Annotated in this window: 11 protein-coding genes; 10 read left to right on the top strand and 1 reads right to left on the bottom strand. The window is 36.9% G+C overall.

Going from position 1 to position 17,822, the window contains the following annotated elements; genetic code table 11:
- Positions 1-219: 219 nt before the first annotated feature.
- Positions 220-423 carry a hypothetical protein gene (locus tag RT138_RS07075; RefSeq protein WP_185211781.1) on the bottom strand — a complete coding sequence of 68 codons (204 nt, stop codon included), beginning with the start codon at positions 421-423 and terminating at the stop codon, positions 220-222.
- Between the two features lie 1,098 nt (positions 424-1,521).
- On the opposite strand from RT138_RS07075, the gene RT138_RS07070 reads away from it, so the two are divergent.
- From RT138_RS07070 to ggpS, 10 genes are all read left to right on the top strand, one after another.
- Entirely contained in the window at positions 1,522-2,670 is a 1,149-nt protein-coding gene (locus RT138_RS07070; RefSeq protein WP_312696101.1) for an Sb-PDE family phosphodiesterase, read from the top strand.
- Between the two features lie 108 nt (positions 2,671-2,778).
- Positions 2,779-5,949 carry a TonB-dependent receptor gene (locus RT138_RS07065; protein ID WP_313190110.1) on the top strand — a complete coding sequence of 1,057 codons (3,171 nt, stop codon included), beginning with the start codon at positions 2,779-2,781 and terminating at the stop codon, positions 5,947-5,949.
- Between the two features lie 10 nt (positions 5,950-5,959).
- Positions 5,960-7,717, top strand: a complete 1,758-nt coding sequence (locus tag RT138_RS07060; protein WP_185211784.1) for a RagB/SusD family nutrient uptake outer membrane protein — start codon at positions 5,960-5,962, stop codon at positions 7,715-7,717.
- Positions 7,718-8,703: 986 nt separating this feature from the next.
- Positions 8,704-8,859 carry a hypothetical protein gene (locus RT138_RS07055; protein WP_157739439.1) on the top strand — a complete coding sequence of 52 codons (156 nt, stop codon included), beginning with the start codon at positions 8,704-8,706 and terminating at the stop codon, positions 8,857-8,859.
- Positions 8,860-9,288: 429 nt separating this feature from the next.
- A complete protein-coding gene (locus RT138_RS07050; RefSeq protein ID WP_185211785.1) occupies positions 9,289-10,350 on the top strand; it encodes a fatty acid desaturase family protein in 1,062 nt (353 codons plus the stop codon).
- Between the two features lie 274 nt (positions 10,351-10,624).
- Positions 10,625-10,816, top strand: coding sequence for a cold-shock protein (locus tag RT138_RS07045; protein ID WP_185211786.1), 192 nt, complete (start codon positions 10,625-10,627; stop codon positions 10,814-10,816).
- Between the two features lie 1,353 nt (positions 10,817-12,169).
- Positions 12,170-12,709, top strand: coding sequence for a ferritin-like domain-containing protein (locus RT138_RS07040; RefSeq protein WP_185211787.1), 540 nt, complete (start codon positions 12,170-12,172; stop codon positions 12,707-12,709).
- Positions 12,710-14,081: 1,372 nt separating this feature from the next.
- Positions 14,082-14,303, top strand: coding sequence for a hypothetical protein (locus RT138_RS07035; protein WP_312696104.1), 222 nt, complete (start codon positions 14,082-14,084; stop codon positions 14,301-14,303).
- A 233-nt stretch (positions 14,304-14,536) separates the two neighbouring features.
- Complete coding sequence (locus RT138_RS07030) at positions 14,537-15,526, top strand: NAD(P)H-dependent glycerol-3-phosphate dehydrogenase (RefSeq protein ID WP_185211789.1); 990 nt, start codon at positions 14,537-14,539, stop codon at positions 15,524-15,526.
- Positions 15,523-17,799, top strand: coding sequence for a glucosylglycerol-phosphate synthase (gene ggpS / locus RT138_RS07025; RefSeq protein WP_312696105.1), 2,277 nt, complete (start codon positions 15,523-15,525; stop codon positions 17,797-17,799). The genes RT138_RS07030 and ggpS overlap by 4 nt, the downstream gene beginning before the upstream one ends.
- The last annotated feature ends 23 nt before the right edge of the window (positions 17,800-17,822 follow it).

The following is a 17,822-nucleotide window of genomic DNA, read 5'->3' as shown; positions in this document are numbered from 1 at the left end:
TGAATATCTTTTTTAAAACGTAAAAGGAACTATCATTGTATGCAGTAAGTTTTAGAGAAAGGTACCAAGTATTTGGCGTTAACTGGTGGAATCAAACAGTGATTTTTAGCATTTCAATAATGGGGGATTTTATTTGCAATCAAATGTGCTTTAAATTGTTAGCAATTTTAGGATTTCCAATTACTCATTGATAAAATATCATATTTATGATAATCAATCCTATTCAGCTCTAAATACTACATTTAAATAGAAGAAAAAGCAAGAAAACATCGCAAAAATGGTAACTATTTCAAAAAGGTAAAATAATCTTCTAATAAACCTACTTTCTGGCTCTAAATTAGCACCCTCTTTTAACAGTGTTTCAATCTTTTTTAACATTTCCTTAACCCTGGTTAAGAAATCAATAGTTGGTTTGGTACTCATGCTTTATTCCTTCCTATGACAATAAAAATGCTAGAATCATCAACATAACCGTAAACGATATTTTGAAAAAATCAAATATGATTGATGTGAGCGGATCTTTATAATCCTCCTCTTCAATTTCATCAATATAAACCCTTTCAAATTTCTTGTAGGAAGTTTTTAATTCCTCAATTATCTTTTTCCAGTAAGATGGTTCCACAATCTATATTTAATGCAAAATTTAATTATTTTTTAAACCAAGTTACTTTAACGTCATTAATACATCCCATTATATAAGAATTATAGCAATTACAGTATCAATTAATCGATGTTGGTTAAAATACTGTATATCTTAAAGTTATTCGGTTTAACAAATCCTGAACAATATCGGATAAAATACTCTTTTTTTAGAATAAATTTTTAAAAATATCCCTTCGTTGTGAAATAATATTTGCTTTAGCTCAGTTAACTAATTATTTAAAGTATTTTTTAAAGCTTATAAATTTGAAAATTTGAATGTACTGCATAAATCCGTTAGGAAAATCACCACTCCAGACTATATTGAAGATACCAATGAACTCTTGAACATAACTCTCGGAAATATGTTTAGTATTTTTCTTGAATATGACACAACGGTAGTTGTGGAGTCAACCTATTTTGACCTATCTCAATACTACAAAAAAAAAATAGCATAATTAAATAGATATTTTCAAGGAGTTGGCTTGCATTTACCAAGCTATATTGATATAAAATATTGGAAAGAGTATCTTTCTTTTATTTGGGTTAATAAATCCCTATGGATTGGTATTTATTAAAAACCATATTTAACTCCTCCTAAAATTCTAACAGATATAATTTATCTGTACGGAAAAATGTCCTAATTCTTTTTCTTCCTTAATGCTGATTATTTCGATTTATCGGTAATAGTTAAATTCAATTTATGATTGTAAATAAAAAACAATTAAGTTTTATTTTTATTTATTGATTAAATGCTTTAAAAATTCACTTTTTTGTTTAAAATTCTTTTTTTTTATTAATTAATCGAAAACATATTCTTAATATTGTGTTAACAAACCTTAATTATTTTTGCCGTTATAAATCAACCTAATAGTGTGAACTATGAAAATGAAATTATCCTTAATTGGAATCTTCTTTTTTTCGGTTAGCTTATTACAAGCACAGACTGATGATGGCATTATGCGATTGACAGAATTCGCATATCCAGTAAAACGGCAAAATCTAACTATTCCCGATGTCAATGGCTTTCAAGTATTGAAATGTGATTTTCACATGCATACGGTATTTACCGATGGTCATGTATGGCCAAATGTGAGAATTCAAGAGGCCTGGCGTGAAGGGTTGGATGCTATTTCATATACCGAGCATATGGAATATAATCCCCACAGTGCGGATGTAAAGGTAGATCACAATCGTTCGCATGATTTAGCTGTTGAACTGGCAAAGGAGAATAATATTGTTTTGGTCAAAGGAACGGAAGTGACAAGACAAACGCCTCCAGGACATTTTAACGCTTTGTTTATTCAAGATGCAGACGACTTGGTATCAGATAACAATTCCAATTTAGATCAGGAAGCAATCGACAAGGCTTACGCCCAAAAAGCATTTATTTTCTGGAATCACCCCGGATGGAAAGCAACTGCAATTCCAGGGTCCTATGAATGGATTGACTTTGTTGAGAAGATGTATCAAGAGAAAAAGCTGCATGGAATTGAGGTTGTAAATGGCTTAGGTTTTCATAAGAAAGCATTGGATTGGGCTTTGGACCGTAATTTAACCATTATTGGAAATACGGATATCCATAACCTGATTGCTCATGATTATAACATCGAGAAGCAAGGTGTGCATAGAACGATGACACTGGTCATGGCGAAAGATCGTACAGCTGCCGGAATCCGCGAGGCATTGGAAGCTGGTAGGACGGTAGTTTGGTCGAGTAACTACCTGTTTGGAAAGGAAGAAAATGTTAGAGATCTAGTAAAAGCATCGATTTCAGTTTCTCCAGCTTACCATGAGAAAACCAATGCAAAGACCAAGGTAAGAACCAATTATTACGAAGTTAAGAACAACAGTGATTTATATTTTGAGTTGGAATTAAAAGGAGGGAATGGCACCAAGAGATTGGTTTTATATCCAGAATCCACTCAAATCTTGACTGCCGAAGCAGGGCAATCGAATTTAACCTATGAAATAATATCAACATTTATTCGGAGTGATAAGCATTTACAATTTGACATCAATTTAAAGTAAAAAGCGAATTCTAATTTTATGAAATCTTACATACCAATATTTCTATTGGCGGGGACTGTTTTGTCCTTACCAATCCAAAGCTCGGCTTCAAAATTGAGGACAGAGTTAATGAATTCAGTTGATTTTCAACAAACTATTTTGGGGAGGGTAGTTGATGGGAGTGGAAATCCAATTGAAAGCGCGACGGTTGCAATTCAAGGCACCAATCGTGCTACAGCGACGGATAAAAATGGTCAATTTACCTTGGAAAGTAGTAAGTCCAATGTGACTTTGGTTGTCTCATTTGTCGGGTTTACTACCAAAACCCAACAGGTTTCTGGTGATTTGAACAATGTGGTTATACAGCTGGACAACAAGAACGATCTTGAAGAGATCGTAGTTGTCGGGTACGGAACCCAAAAGAAGATCAATTTGACCGGGGCCGTTTCACAGGTAACCTCAGAGGTCCTTGAAAACCGTCCTGCGGCAAGTTTAAGTAGGATGTTGCAAGGAGCACTTCCCAACTTAAACCTAAAGATGGTGGATGGAAGTCCGACGCGCGGAGCAACTTTCAATGTGCGTGGATCAACCTCGATTGGTGCTGGGGGTAGTGCTTTGGTGTTGATTGATGGGGTTGAAGGAGATCCCAATATGATCAATCCGAATGATATCGAAAGTGTAACGGTTTTAAAAGATGCTTCATCGGCAGCAATTTATGGATCCAGAGCAGCTTTTGGGGTGGTCTTGATTACCACGAAAAACCCGAAAGCCGGAAAAGCAACAGTAACCTTAAACTCTAACTTTTCAATGAATAACCGAGTGGTAGAACCAAAATTGGTGACCAATGGTTATGAATGGGCCAAGAATTTTAATGAAGCTTTTAATGCCTGGTATGATTATAAATCAACTCCAATTTCCGTAAATAACATTTATCCATTCTCATTGGAGTATTTGGAAGCTTTGAAACAGCATTCCGAGAATCCTGGAGGCGAGGAAGTTGTTTTCAATAAGGCGACGAATCGTTATGAGTATTTTGGAAATACCGATTGGTACAATATGGTGTATAGAGAAAATATGCCAAGTACCGAACAGGCGATGAGCGTATCCGGAGGAGGAGAAAAAGCATCATATTTCCTATCTGGCCGATATTTTCACCAAGGAGGTTTGTTCAATTTTAATCCAGACAAGTTTAACAAGTACAATATCCGTGGAAAAGGAGATGTCAAAGTTACAGATTGGTTGACCTTCCAGAACAATACAGAAATCAGCAGTTATGATTATCACTATCCGATGTTTGCAGATGGTGATGGCAATATCTGGAGGCAGTTTGAGCACCAAGGATATCCCATGGCGGTAATTTATAATCCTGATGGAACCTATACCCATTCAGCGGCATATACCGGAATAGCATCCTTTATTGAAGGGAACAATGCTTCAGACCTGAATAATACTGTATTGAGAAATACCGCAGGAGTGATTATCAAACCGGTAAGCGGACTGACGCTAAAAGGAGATTTCACCTATTCCAGAACTTGGGAAGATGAGCAAAGAACCAATAATTATATCAACTATAGTAATTCACCGGGAGTAATAGATCGTTTTGGTCGAAGCTTATTGAGACAATTGGGCGAGCGTAAAAAATACCTTGCGGGGAACTTAACGGCAAACTATACCAAGAAATTTGCAGATAAGCATGATATCAATGCCTTATTAGGTTACAACGTAGAAACTCAAACCTTGAAAAAGTTGAATTCACAACGTGATGGTATTATTTTACCTAACAAACCGGATTTCAACTTAATGGATGGCTTGAATTTTAATATTACAGGAGGTGGTAATGAATGGGCATATTTAGGTTTATTCTACCGTTTCAATTACGCTTACGATAGTAAATACCTGATTGAGTTGAACGGTCGTTATGATGGATCCTCGAAATTTCCTGAGGACCAACGATTTGGATTCTTTCCTTCGGTTTCAGCGGGATGGGTTGTTTCCAATGAATCGTTTTTCCAAGATGCAAAACCATTGGTTAGTAATTTGAAGTTCAGAGCTTCCTATGGTTCATTAGGAAATGGAAACGTAGTACCATACCGTTATCTAGAACAGATGTCGGTGGCTAAAACCGGAGTAATCCTAGGAGGTGTTCAACCAAGTTATACCTCCATTCCAGGAGTTATTCCATCCGGTTTAACCTGGGAGAGATCCACAACGTTTAACGTGGGTGCAGATTTAGGGTTCTTCGATAATGCCTTGAACTTTACCTTCGATTGGTATAACCGGATGACCTACGATATGTTTACTGTGGGTGAGCCATTGCCAAATGTTTTTGGTGCCGCTGTTCCTTATGGAAACTTTGCGGACTTATCGACAAAAGGATGGGAATTGACGGTGAATTACAATAATCAATTTGAATTGGCCGGAAAGCCTTTTAACTGGGGAATCAATGGATCTTTATGGGATAGCAGATCCCATATTACTCGCTTCAACAATCCAAAAAAATTATTGAACAACTATTATGTAGGTCAGGAGATTGGTGAGATTTGGGGTTATGAAACCTTAGGTTTCTTTACTTCAGAAGAAGATGTTGCCAACCATGCGGATCAAAGTTTTATCCGTAACTCGAACAACAATGTTTGGTTACCTGGAGATTTGAAATTTGCAGATTTACCAAATCAAAACGGAGAAGTTGATGGTGTCATAAACTCAGGTGATAATACAGTAGATAATCCTGGAGACCGTCGCATTATTGGTAATAATTCAGCACGCTACCAATTTGGGTTTACCTTATCCGGAAAATGGAATGGGATAGGATTATCGGCATTTTTCCAAGGGATTGCAAAGCGTGATTATTATTTCTCACCAGAAGCTGGATTGTTCTGGGGTCCTTACAATAGACCCTATGGATATCAGCCAACCAAAATGATGGAGGATATGTGGTCAGAAGAAAATCCAGATGCTTATTTCCCTAGATATAGAGGTTATACCGCCTTGGGTACTGACCGTTCATTGGGAGCACCGCAAACCCGTTATTTACAAGATGCTTCTTATTTACGATTAAAATCATTGACCATTGACTATAATGTGCCACAAAAATGGCTGCAGAAAACTAAGTTAGCCAATGTACAAGTCTTTGCAAGTGCGCAAAACTTATTCACTTTCTCAGGATTGTTTAAACATACCGAGAATTTTGACCCAGAAGTTATAGAGAAGCCAATTGGTGAATTAACCAATGGTTCAGGGGAGGGATACGCCTATCCACAATTAAAAACAACAACTTTTGGTCTTAACGTAACATTCTAATTCTACCATCATGAACTCAAAAATTAAATATAGTATATTAGGATTGGCTGCGCTGGCATTTACTTCATGTAGCAAGGATTTCTTGGACCGTGAGCCATTTGATAAATTAGTTCCAAACACTTATTTCACAACAGAGGCTGATTTACAGCTTTATGCAAATTCCTTCTATCAACAATTTATCCCATCTGGTTTATCCATTGTGCAAGCGGATGAAATGGGTGAATATACCTCCAAGAATAATTCTCCGAAATTTATCTCGGGAAATTTCTCAGCTGTTGATCAAGGGGCATGGAGTTGGACGAAACTTCGGAATATCAATTATTTCTTAAGTAAATACGATAACCCATCCATTCCAGAAGAAGCAAGGAAGCATTATTCAGGGGTTGCCCGGTTGTTCAGAGCCATGTTTTATTTTGATATGGTCAAAGACTATGGGGATGTGCCTTGGTATTCAAAGCCATTGGCAACAGAAGATAAAGAGTTATTATATAAGGGTCGCGATCCCAGACATGCGGTAATGGATTCTGTTCTTGCGGATTTGAATTATGCGGTAACCAATATTCGTGATAAGAAAGACAATACCTCTTCCATGATGACAAAATGGGTAGCCTTGGGGATGAAATCCAGGATTTGTTTATTCGAAGGGACCTATCGCAAATATCATCCAGAGATCAAGTTGACCAATACGGCAGAAAAATGGTTGACAGAGTCCTTGAATGCTTCCAAGGAGCTTGTGGATTCAAAGCAATATACCTTATACAGTACCGGCAATCCAAGCAAGGATTACCGAACCCTATTTACGAGTGAGAATCCCGTTTCAGGAGAGGTCATGTGGTCCAATGTTTATAACAATGCTTTAAAGAGATGGCATGAAATTACCTGGAAATTTAATTCAGCGACATTTGGTGCGAGATGGGGATTGAACAAACAATTTGTCAACACCTATTTGAATGTGGATGGAAGCCGTTTTACAGATCAAGTAGGATATGACGAGCTATTATTCGTAGATGAGATGAAGAATCGCGATCCACGATTATCACAGACGGTTCGCGGATTGGGTTATAAACGTTCAGATGGATCTGCAGCACCGGCGAATTTTGGGTATACCTTTACGGGTTACCATATTATGAAATTCAGTTTGGATGACAAGCGATTAGATGGTGTAACGGAGGGGTACAATTCCATTACGATGATGCGATATGCGGAGATCTTACTGAATTATGCGGAAGCATCAGCAGAATTGGGTAAATTATCGGGTGATGCTGCCCTGTGGAATGAGACCATTGGAGCGTTGCGGGCGCGTGCGGGAATCAGTTCAAAACCACCTGCTGATGTTGATCGTTATTTGCAACAGGTTTATTTTCCGGAAATTTCTGATAAATACTTGTTGGAGGTCCGTAGAGAAAGAGGGATTGAATTGGTTTATGAGGGTTTACGTTATGATGACCTGATGCGTTGGAAAAAAGGAACCTTATTGGAGATGCCATGGAAAGGTATTTATGTACCGGGAATGGATCAAGAAATGGATCTAGATGGCAATGGAACGCCTGATGTATCCTTTGTGACCAAAACACCATCAAGTCCAAAACAAGGAGTGTCCTATTTTGTTGTTGATGGAAAAGCGGCGAAATTGACTGAAGGAACCAAAGGGCATATTATCTGGCGAGCAGACGAGAATCGGAGGTTTGATGATAAAAAATATTTGAAGCCAATATCAAATGCGGATTTAGTTGTAAATCCGGATCTTGGCCAAAATCCCGGATGGTAATCCACCTAACTGTACAATTGAAATTAAATCGTCCTTAGATTTTCTAAGGACGATTTAATTTAATTAAGGCCATGGTAATCCATAGAAGTGCATTTTTGATATCGTTAATATCCATTAGGATAAAGTGAGTTTTAACTTTCACGCATTACAACTTGAAATCTTTGTCAAACATAATACCTTTTATGTGATTTAATGGTAGCATTGGTAATAATTGGGATGAAACTTGCTTTGGACAAAGCCCTAAAAAAACTATTATGAGATAAGGGAAAGGATCAGTGTTTCCCTAATTGTCCAAGTTATGTTAAAGGATTTCAATCTACTATTTTCCTTGTAATATTTGATGAATAAATTTTATAAATTCATTCTACAGTAATTTCTCAAAAAAAAAGCCTTTATGATGAGTTGTTGATGAATCTCATACAAATATGCATTAACTTTCTACTAAAGGGATTCCATGGCACTATGGTAAAGTTTCCTTAACAAAATCAAAAATTCAAGAATCATGTGGTGAAGATAAATTAATTTAGCCCTTAAACCCTTCCAATCAGGTGTTTTTTCGGAAAAAAAAGCCCCAATCGAATGCTGAAATACAATTGAGGCTCTAAACGATAATCATCATGCTAAAAGATGATTATCCAATATACAAAAAAATCCCCAAAACCTTGACGATCTGGGGAGCCTAATTAAACAAAAACATAATTTTCATATGTTTATATCTCTCTGTCAGTAACAAATGTCTTTAATAATGGTTTTAAAAAAGACCAGGAATTATAATTATATAGATTATGAATTAAAAAATCAAATATACCTTAAGACCTTTATCCGTCAATTATTTGGTTTTCCATTAATTTTAATAAAAGGGCTCCTTAGAACAGATTAAAAATTTCCTAGAATTCCAATTGGGAGGACTGCAGCTGGATAAGGTTTTTTGAAATTAAACAGAACCTATTCATCCTACCATTTGTCCAGTAAAAAAAGCAAATTTTATGGAAAAGCTCTTGAAATTGGACATTGAAAAATTCGTGCTGACACACGCTGAATGGATAAGGGATCATAAGTCATTGGAATTGGCCATTAAATATGTTGAAGAAGTCCTAAAGGATAACGATAGCCAATTAAAGAATGTAATAAAGAAACTATAGATAACTTCCGTGACGTTCAAAATATACTCTTATAACTCAATTTTGGTTTCAGCCAAGTTTCTTTCTGTTATTTATTAGTTCCTGGGGAATAGGGAAACATGGGTGTGTCTAAATGACTTCTCTTGAATATGCAGTTCAATCGAGTGTGCATATTTTCGCAAGAAACATAATTATTTTTCAGTAACTGCGTCTTAAACTTTTCCATCCTTTTTAAGTAAAGTTTTTAGGACAAACAATTGCCACGGAAAACTATTTACTAATTCATCCTTTTTAATGAGTTCATGAAATTATCTCAAGCCTGAAACTTGTTCCTGATTTCTTATATTTTGGTAAATAAATTTTAATTATTTTTGATAGAATTAAATTATATTATTGGTACTTTTATATTTTAGTTAAAAAATCAGGAGCTAAATAGTATAGCGCAACAGTATGAATACCAAAATAAAATTCTCAAAAGGAAAAACTTCCTTCTCCAATATACTTAAGTATAAAATCAACGATTACTTCATCCAAAATAAATTGAAAAAAACCGGCAATCGAAAATTGACGATTAAAGCGATTGTGCTCCTTTCCAGTTTAGTAGTGATATATATAACATTAATATTTATCCAGCCACATTGGTTGATAGGAATCATTCTTTGCATGTTATTGGGTGTAAATCTGGCCGCAATCGGATTTAACATCATGCATGATGCAGGACATAATACCTTTTCGGAAAACAAGCATATTAATTCCATACTGTCTTACACCCTGAACCTTTTGGGAGGCAATATTTACCTTTGGAAGCTGAAGCACAACATTGCCCATCACACCTATACCAATATAGATGGCGAGGACCATGATATCGAGATCAAATTCATGCGCATCCATCACGACCAGCCCATAAGGAAGCACCATCGGTTTCAGCATCTCTATTTTATTCTTCTCTATTCGATTTCTTATCTTGCTTGGATCTTTTTTCAGGATTATGAAAAGTTCCTTAGGCAAAGGTTAAGTCTCCATTCTTCAAAAATTCTGATCCCCAAGAAGGAAAAGGTAATTTTCTGGGTCAGCAAGTTACTCCACCTAGTTGTTTTTATTATCGTACCTATCATCTTTGTGGGTTTTATACCTACCCTCGTAGGATTATTGGTTGCAAGTATGGTATGTGGGATATGTTTGGCTACGGTCTTCCAACTTGCCCATGTCGTGTCAATTACCGATTTCAAGACCATTGAAAACCACAGGGTGGAGGACGAGTGGATGGTGCACCAGCTCCAGTCGACTTCGAACTTTGCAACAGACAGTATATTCCTGACATGGTTGTTGGGCGGGCTTAATTTCCAGGTAGAGCATCACCTTTTCCCGAAAGTAAGCCATATCCATTATCCTGAACTGAACAGGATCGTCAAAGCAACATGTATGGAGTATGGGATGATATACAATGAATACCCAACATTTTGGGCGGCATTTAACTCGCATTTTAAGGTTATTAAATCAATGAGAAAATAAAATTAGGATTATAATTAATTTTTGTTACCTTTGATTATAATCAGGCTCTGCCTACGCTTTCTGAAACCGATCAGTTAATCTATCTTTTTTAGTTTCGCATTTTCAGCTGCTAATTTGTTACCATCTAAAACGATGCAGAAACTATTTGAGATTGGACTCCTTCAACCTCCTTTAACAAACATCCTTTTCTTGTCAACAGAATGATTATTGAAACGTTAGGTTTCAAAAGGAACGGCCACTGGCCCAACAGATTTTTTAATTAATTTTTATTACAATGCAAGAAGGAAAAGTAAAGTTTTTCAACAACACCAAGGGTTTTGGATTTATTTCACCAAATGATGGCGGACAGGACCTTTTCGTACACAGTACGGGCTTAAGGGAAAACATTAGAGAAAATGACGATGTTATTTTTGATGTTGAACGCGGACAGAAAGGAATGAACGCCACAAATGTTCGCGTAATTTAAAAGTACTCCATTTGTTAATAATTGTTTGGCTTTGACTTAGGTTAAGGCCATTTTTTTTTGTTCATTATGTAGAGATCCCAATTTGTCACCCTATCAAAAAATATATCCCAGCGTTCCATTATGGCTAAGTAGTGACAGGATCATGTGACAAAAATGATTCACTCATAAAGTGAAAAAAATACTTTTATTAGGTGGTATGCGCTCTTAAATACATAAAGTGGTGAGAGTTTAGGTGGACTGACAGCAACTCTTCTGCATTCTTGTAATAAATGAATCCCGCTTTAGAAATGCAGGTATTTTAGGAACGGGTCCTTAACAAACTTGGAAATGCACCCAAAATATATATCTCTCCAATTAGATCAGACAATTTATTCCAAACTATGGTATTTTATTCAATTCAAGGCCCTATTCCAAAAACCTATTTGCGGTTGCAATTAGGGGCTCTATAGAAACCTTCTTCATGTATGATAAACAAACAATTAAGTTATTTGTGACACATTAAAAGAAAAATTTAATAAACCAAAATAAATCTAAACACTGCCTTTGTAAATAGGTCAATTTATATAGATAATGTACATTCTTTCAAAATTAGATGTCAGGGTGTTTGCGAGTGTCTGCATTTTGGATTGTAAAAACTAGATTCAAAGAAGAAGCTAAAGAATATGTGCATGTTATACTTGAAGATGATCCAATAATTTTAGGACTTGATCTTCAATATATCCAAAAAGCAATCAAAAGAGAATAACAAATTTGATCTTTTAATACAAAGTACGCGTGCCATGATCAACAAAACCAGCCATGCATGGTCTAATTTAATGGTTTTAACGTTAGGGTAACATAGTGTTATTTGATCCCTATTACCGATTTAGGTAAAAAACCAAGAACATTCAAATTATGACCAGGAAATTATTATGATTATTGGTATTAAAGAGTTATCAAATCCTTTTGAACGTGTTCCCCATTCTTGTAGGGTGAAATTTGGATGAATATCGTGAAGCTATTGCCGATGAGGTCCCAGTAATAGTTTTAGAGGATTTTCTTAAATGGACAGATGAGCGGCTCAATGAAAAAATAAAAGGTAATAGGTATGGCTAATCCAAAAAATATACTCCCCGAAATGTTTTCTGGGTAAGTTCTTATTTTAGAATATAAATTTCTCTTAGCTTAAGATTTCCGGCGATAATTCACAACGTCAGAGCACTTTCTATAAAACATGAAATTTTTTGATGGGTAATGGGTTTGGTTTTGCTCTCGATGGCATAGAATTATATCAACCTTCATCTGATTTGATAAAAAATTGAACTATTATAAATAAGGGTTGTTCTTATTTAAAACAATCTAAAAGTTTTCATTATGGCAACAACAAAATCAGCAAGTACAGAAACTAAAATTAAAGCAAAAAGTAATGCTGCTAAAGATTTAAAGGATCTATTTGAAGACGGTCTAAAAGATATTTACTGGGCCGAAAAGCAATTGGTAAAGGCGTTACCTAAAATGGAGAAAAATGCAACCTCGCAAAAACTAAAAACTGCCATTTCTTCACATTTGGAAGAAACCAAGGAACATGTTAGTAGGCTTGAAGAAGTATTTAAGTCAATCGGGGTTAAAGCTAAAGCAGAGAAATGTGATGCGATGGCAGGATTGTTAGAAGAGGGAAAAGGCATAATGGAAGAAACTGAGCCTGGTGCTGTCCGTGATGCAGGAATAATTGCCGCTTCGCAGAAGGTTGAGCATTACGAAATCGCTACTTACGGAACATTGGCAGCTTTCGCAAAGGTCCTTCAGCATAAGGATGCGTTAAAACTGCTTTTGGCAACCCTAAAGGAGGAAAAATCCTGTGATGAAAAATTAACCTCTATTGCCGATACCAACTTAAATTCCAAAGCCGAATAAAGAATATAGTATTAGAGTGCTTAACAAAATGCCAATCAAGAAAGATTGGCATTTTTTATTTATCATCCCTGCTTAAAGAATTAGATTCACTAAGAAGTGATTGCTTTTTCCTATTCTTTATATAAACTTTAGTTAATTTCAATAACTGATAAACCTTCTTTGAAATTATCTAATGGTAAAAACATCTCCGGAACCTAAAATTATCCAAATATGAATTATCACAGGAATATTTGGCTAAAACCATCATTACCCCTACATCCTTTAAGATTCTTTAAAATTGCATTTCATATTTTTCCATAGTTATTATGGAGAATGATAAGGACAACTGTGAGTAAAACAAAGACTTCTTGCTAGAAAAGCAAATTGGAGCAATTACTATAGAATTAAATCTAAGGATTTAAATAAAAACCCAATGGATTCACCCTATCCATTGGGAATTATTGAATAAACTCTCTATGATTGACTAGTAAAGTTAATGAAAATATTCTTCACAAAAAAGCCCAATAGCTACTATCCATTGGGCCCGTTAGTTAGAGTTCTAACGCTTTAGGGTCAAATATAGGAACAAGTGAAAAAAAATTGAAATTTCACAAATGTTTTTTGCACTGATCCGGAAATCCCAGAAATAACATAACCGAATAATCTACTCTACGGGCAATGGAGTAAGTTGGCGAGAAAATGAACTATCGGATTTGGTTCTCTAAACTATGCTATATATGGTTATGATCGAAAAGATTCAAACCGTGGGCTTTTTTTGGTAATCTTTCCTTCTTACCCAGTTTCGATTTGGTTTTTAATATTCTTTCTCTGATCGAGAAATTCAACGCTAAGAATTGTGAAGATATCCGAAGGCGGTTCACTCCCTTGTTCGGGTAAAGATTAAAAGGGGAGGTCCATGCTGATGGTACCATATCAATCAGTAAGGAGTTGGGAGTGTTGATAAAATCCCAATAAACTGATATTTATATAAATAATTTAATTCTGAGCAGAACTGGTCAATATGAACAGATATCTATATTGCAAACGGAGTCTTTAGTTCCCTGAATTTTGTTCAGTGGGTTATCCTCGTGGATGGAGAAGATGAAGACATTTGAAAACCCTGGATGTAAAAAATGTTCGATTGATTGAATTAAGACGTATCTACATTGTGAGGTCAATTGGCAAAAAAAACGCCTCGAGTGGCTGGAAGAGCTTGTTTTTTTATATATTTAGGAACTCCAAAATACAATAGTGGCAACCTCACGGCCAATAAATTTGTTAAGCGTATCCGGAGTAAGTCTACTCCGGATTTTTTTTATCATATCTATAATAGCAGCACTTGTTCTATCTTTATGGAATAATGGAAATCCAATATAAAATAATAGAATTCCTTATGCAAGGTATGAATCAGGGGGAAATCTCAGCTGAACTCAAAGGTCAGGGCATCAGACCGAATAGCTTGAGCTTCATTGAAAAGTCCATCAATTCCATGAAGGCGAAGCATAATGCCAGAACGATGTTCCAATTGGGTGCGATCTTATCCAGGAAAGAACGGTCAAGGAAAAAGCTTGTCCAAACTAGAAAGGTATCCAGCGGAAGTTATGAGGAAGTTTAAGCAATTCAGTTGGGATTGAATTTTAAACGCTTATTTTGAAGCCTAAACTAATTAGGGCAATAAGTATCATATTTAACTCCTCCAATTAACTTAAATTCGGTATAAATAACTATGTAATCCAATTATTTTGCCAAAAAAATTGCTTATTAGTTTATTATTTCATACATTTGTTGCTCATTAATTATTTAACTGCAGAATTCTAAGCCAATATTCTGCAAATTAATCCCCAAAGTTTGATTGAAATAAGTGTTGTTGGTGGTGGAAGTTGGGCTACTGCTTTAGTAAAAATATTAACCGAAAACAAGATCCCAACATATTGGTACCTGCGAAGGAAAGAACAGGTAAACCATGTCAAGGAAAATGGAAACAATCCTAGTTACCTTCCGCAAGTTCAACTCAATCCTTTATTTGTTTTTCCCAGTGGAAACCTGCGGCATGTGGTTGCTCAATCAAGGATTATCATTTTTGCCGTTCCAAGTGCCTCCCTGAAGCAGGTCTGTTATGACCTAGATTGTTCACTTTTTGAAAACAAGATTGTACTAGCCGCAATGAAAGGTACTGTAGGAGCTAATTATGAAGTCCCCAGCAGTTTTCTGAGCCAAACTTTGAAATTACCGAAGTCCCATATCGTGACCATTGCGGGACCTTGCCATTCAGAAGAAATTGCAGAAAACAAACCAACTTACCTGACCTTATCCTGCTCAAACCCAGATACGGCTGATAAGTTAGCTGTGTTGTTTAAAAGACCTTATGTTAAAGTGCGCAGCAACATTGATCCAATTGGAGTTGGTTATGGTTCTATCTATAAAAACGTATTAGGTATAGCTAGCGGTATGGCCAAAGGTTTAGGTTATGGCGATAATTTCCTGGCTGTGCTCGTTAGCAATGCTCTTTTCGAAATGCAATGTATCCTAGGGACTGAAAGGGATGCGCAAAGAGAGATCTTGAATTCTTCCTATGCTGGAGATTTGCTGGTGACGGCATACTCGAACAACAGCCGAAATCGTCGTTTTGGAGAATTTGTTGCCCAAGGGCATTCGGCAGAAGGAGCAATGGATAAATTAGGGATGGTAGCTGAGGGCTACTGGGCAACTAAAGGGCTTTTTTGCTATGCGAAAGAACAGGGATTGGGTTTACCCATCCTTGAATCTATTTATGAAATATTATACGGAAACCATTCCGTAAGATCAAAATTTAAGGAATTGGAAGGGAAATTAAAATGATGCTATTAGCGACTGACTTGGATGGAACATTTTTAGGGGGGTCAATGGAAGATCGCCTAAAACTCTATCAGATTATCAAGGGAAATAGGGATATTCAATTGGTCTTCGTTACGGGGCGAGGATTGGAATCTGTTATCCCTTTGTTGAACGATCCAACGATCCCAACACCACATTTTATAATTGCCGATGTGGGGGCTACTATTTGCGAGGGTGCTACACTCACTACGATAGACTCCATTCAACATGAAATCGAAAGTAATTGGCCTTCGGTATATGAACTTCAGGGGGATTTTTCAGAGATTCCCGGTTTGGTATATCAAAGAGTCCCCCAGCAGCGACGCTGCTCATATTATTACGATGCAAGTACGGATTTAGTAAAGGTTCGCGCTATTGCTGAAGGGAGAAATTGTGATGTGGTCACATCCTTGGGAAAATATTTGGATATTCTTCCTAAAGGCGTCAATAAAGGGAGTTCACTGAAAAAATTGGTGGCTCATTTGGGTATGCCAGAAAACAAGGTTTTGGTTGCGGGTGATACATTGAACGACCTCTCCTTGTTCCATACTGGATTTTTAGGTGTTGCTGTTGGGGAGTCTGAAGCCGCACTTCTTGATGCTACAGAAGATCTGATGAATGTATATCAGGCACGTCTTCCGGGAGCTGGGGGGATTCTTGAATGTATGGAAAAAATCGAATCTTTTGCCCCCTTCGTTGATAATTTCATTGAAGAACCACTGCTTCGGCAATCTTCCAAAGATCGCCAGTTGGTAATGGTTTACCATCGACTGCCTTTCGAAAGGATCATGGTTGAGGGGAGCATTAAAAATGTTCCCCCGCAAAGCCCCAATGGAATAATCCCTTCTTTATTAGGACTCTTTGAAAAGGGGAGACCCGGCATTTGGATTGGTGAGGAAGTGGATCTTGGGGAAGGAAATCAGGATGTAAGGCAAAAGGTTGATATCGATAAATACCCTAACCTTGATGTCTCAGCTATCTCACTTTCCCAGAAAGACATTGATAAATTCTATAGGGTGTTTTCCAAGGAAGCATTTTGGCCAACAATTTTTTCTTTTGTCGATAAGGCTAAATTTAATCACCTGGACTGGGCTCATTATTTAAAAATAAATAAGCTTTTCGCCCAGCGGATAGCGAAAGAAGCCGAACCTGAAGCATTGGTATGGATTCACGAGTATAATCTTTGGATGGTCCCTTCATTCCTAAAAATGATGCGTCCAGATCTTAAAATTGGTTTTTTTCACCACACTGCTTTCCCCGCAGCAGATATTTTCAATACGATTCCATGGCGAAGGGAGATCATAGGGAGCTTGTTAATGTGTGATTTTATCAGTTTCCATATCCCCAGGTATGTGGAGAATTTTATTGATGTCCTGCGCAGTCACACTCCTTTTAAGCGGGTGAGATCGGTGAATGTTTCCAAGCAGTTTCTTACCTATAGTATGGCGTTGGGTGTTGAAGAGATGACCAAAATAATCTCTGTTGATGGACGAACTATTCGATTAGGTGCACAACCGGTTGGAGTTAATTATGAGTTGATTGAGAGCTTGATAACTAAGGAAGGGATTGCGCAGCGGATCGAAAAATACAGAGCGGAGGCAGAAAATAAAGATATGAAACGAATTGTGTCAATTGAGCGGATGGATTATGTGAAGGGACCTTTGGAAAAGATATTGGCATTCGGGGAGTTTCTGAAGGAATATCCCGAATTTCGGGGAAAGGTCGAACTGATAAACGTCTGTACCCCACCATCGAAAGGCATGCGCATCTATGACAAGATCAGGGATCAGGTCAATCAGGCTGTGGGAGAAATCAATGGTAGGTACGCTACTCTGGACTGGACTCCAATTCAATATTTCTTCCAAGCGCTTCCATTCGAAGAAGTCCTTGTCCAATATGCTCTGGCAGATGTGGCTTGGATAACACCTTTGCGAGATGGTCTAAACCTTGTTTCCAAGGAATTTGTCGCAACACAGGGGATCTTGAACCAATCGGGAGTTCTGGTACTTTCTGAATTTGCTGGTGCGTCTGTCGAACTCCCATATTGTGTCCCAACAAATCCCTATGATCGCCGAAGCATGATCGAGTCCTTACACCAAGCCCTTACCATGCCGGAAGAGGAAGCCCTTTTGCGGATCAAGAGGTCCTTACAACAAATTAAACATTATGATGTTCATTACTGGGGAGAGGATTTTGTCAGGGAACTTGAAACGAGCAATTATACTAACCAAGTAAAGGATAAAAACAAAAGAATGTAGATCAATTTGAAAATGTAATAAGG

This window comes from Sphingobacterium sp., from assembly GCF_032065005.1.
In the GTDB taxonomy this organism is placed as follows: Bacteria; Bacteroidota; Bacteroidia; order Sphingobacteriales; family Sphingobacteriaceae; genus Sphingobacterium.
This window is presented reverse-complemented; position numbering and strand designations above follow the sequence as displayed.

Bases quoted from the DNA above. Each gene is read 5' to 3' on its own strand.
- RT138_RS07040 (WP_185211787.1), top strand. From the start codon at position 12,170: ATGGCAACAACAAAATCAGCAAGTACAGAAACTAAAATTAAAGCAAAA.
- RT138_RS07055 (WP_157739439.1), top strand. From the start codon at position 8,704: ATGGAAAAGCTCTTGAAATTGGACATTGAAAAATTCGTGCTGACACAC.
- RT138_RS07050 (WP_185211785.1), top strand. From the start codon at position 9,289: ATGAATACCAAAATAAAATTCTCAAAAGGAAAAACTTCCTTCTCCAAT.
- ggpS (WP_312696105.1), top strand. From the start codon at position 15,523: ATGATGCTATTAGCGACTGACTTGGATGGAACATTTTTAGGGGGGTCA.
- RT138_RS07035 (WP_312696104.1), top strand. From the start codon at position 14,082: ATGCAAGGTATGAATCAGGGGGAAATCTCAGCTGAACTCAAAGGTCAG.
- RT138_RS07060 (WP_185211784.1), top strand. From the start codon at position 5,960: ATGAACTCAAAAATTAAATATAGTATATTAGGATTGGCTGCGCTGGCA.
- RT138_RS07065 (WP_313190110.1), top strand. From the start codon at position 2,779: ATGAATTCAGTTGATTTTCAACAAACTATTTTGGGGAGGGTAGTTGAT.
- RT138_RS07045 (WP_185211786.1), top strand. From the start codon at position 10,625: ATGCAAGAAGGAAAAGTAAAGTTTTTCAACAACACCAAGGGTTTTGGA.
- RT138_RS07075 (WP_185211781.1), bottom strand. From the start codon at position 423: ATGAGTACCAAACCAACTATTGATTTCTTAACCAGGGTTAAGGAAATG.
- RT138_RS07070 (WP_312696101.1), top strand. From the start codon at position 1,522: ATGAAAATGAAATTATCCTTAATTGGAATCTTCTTTTTTTCGGTTAGC.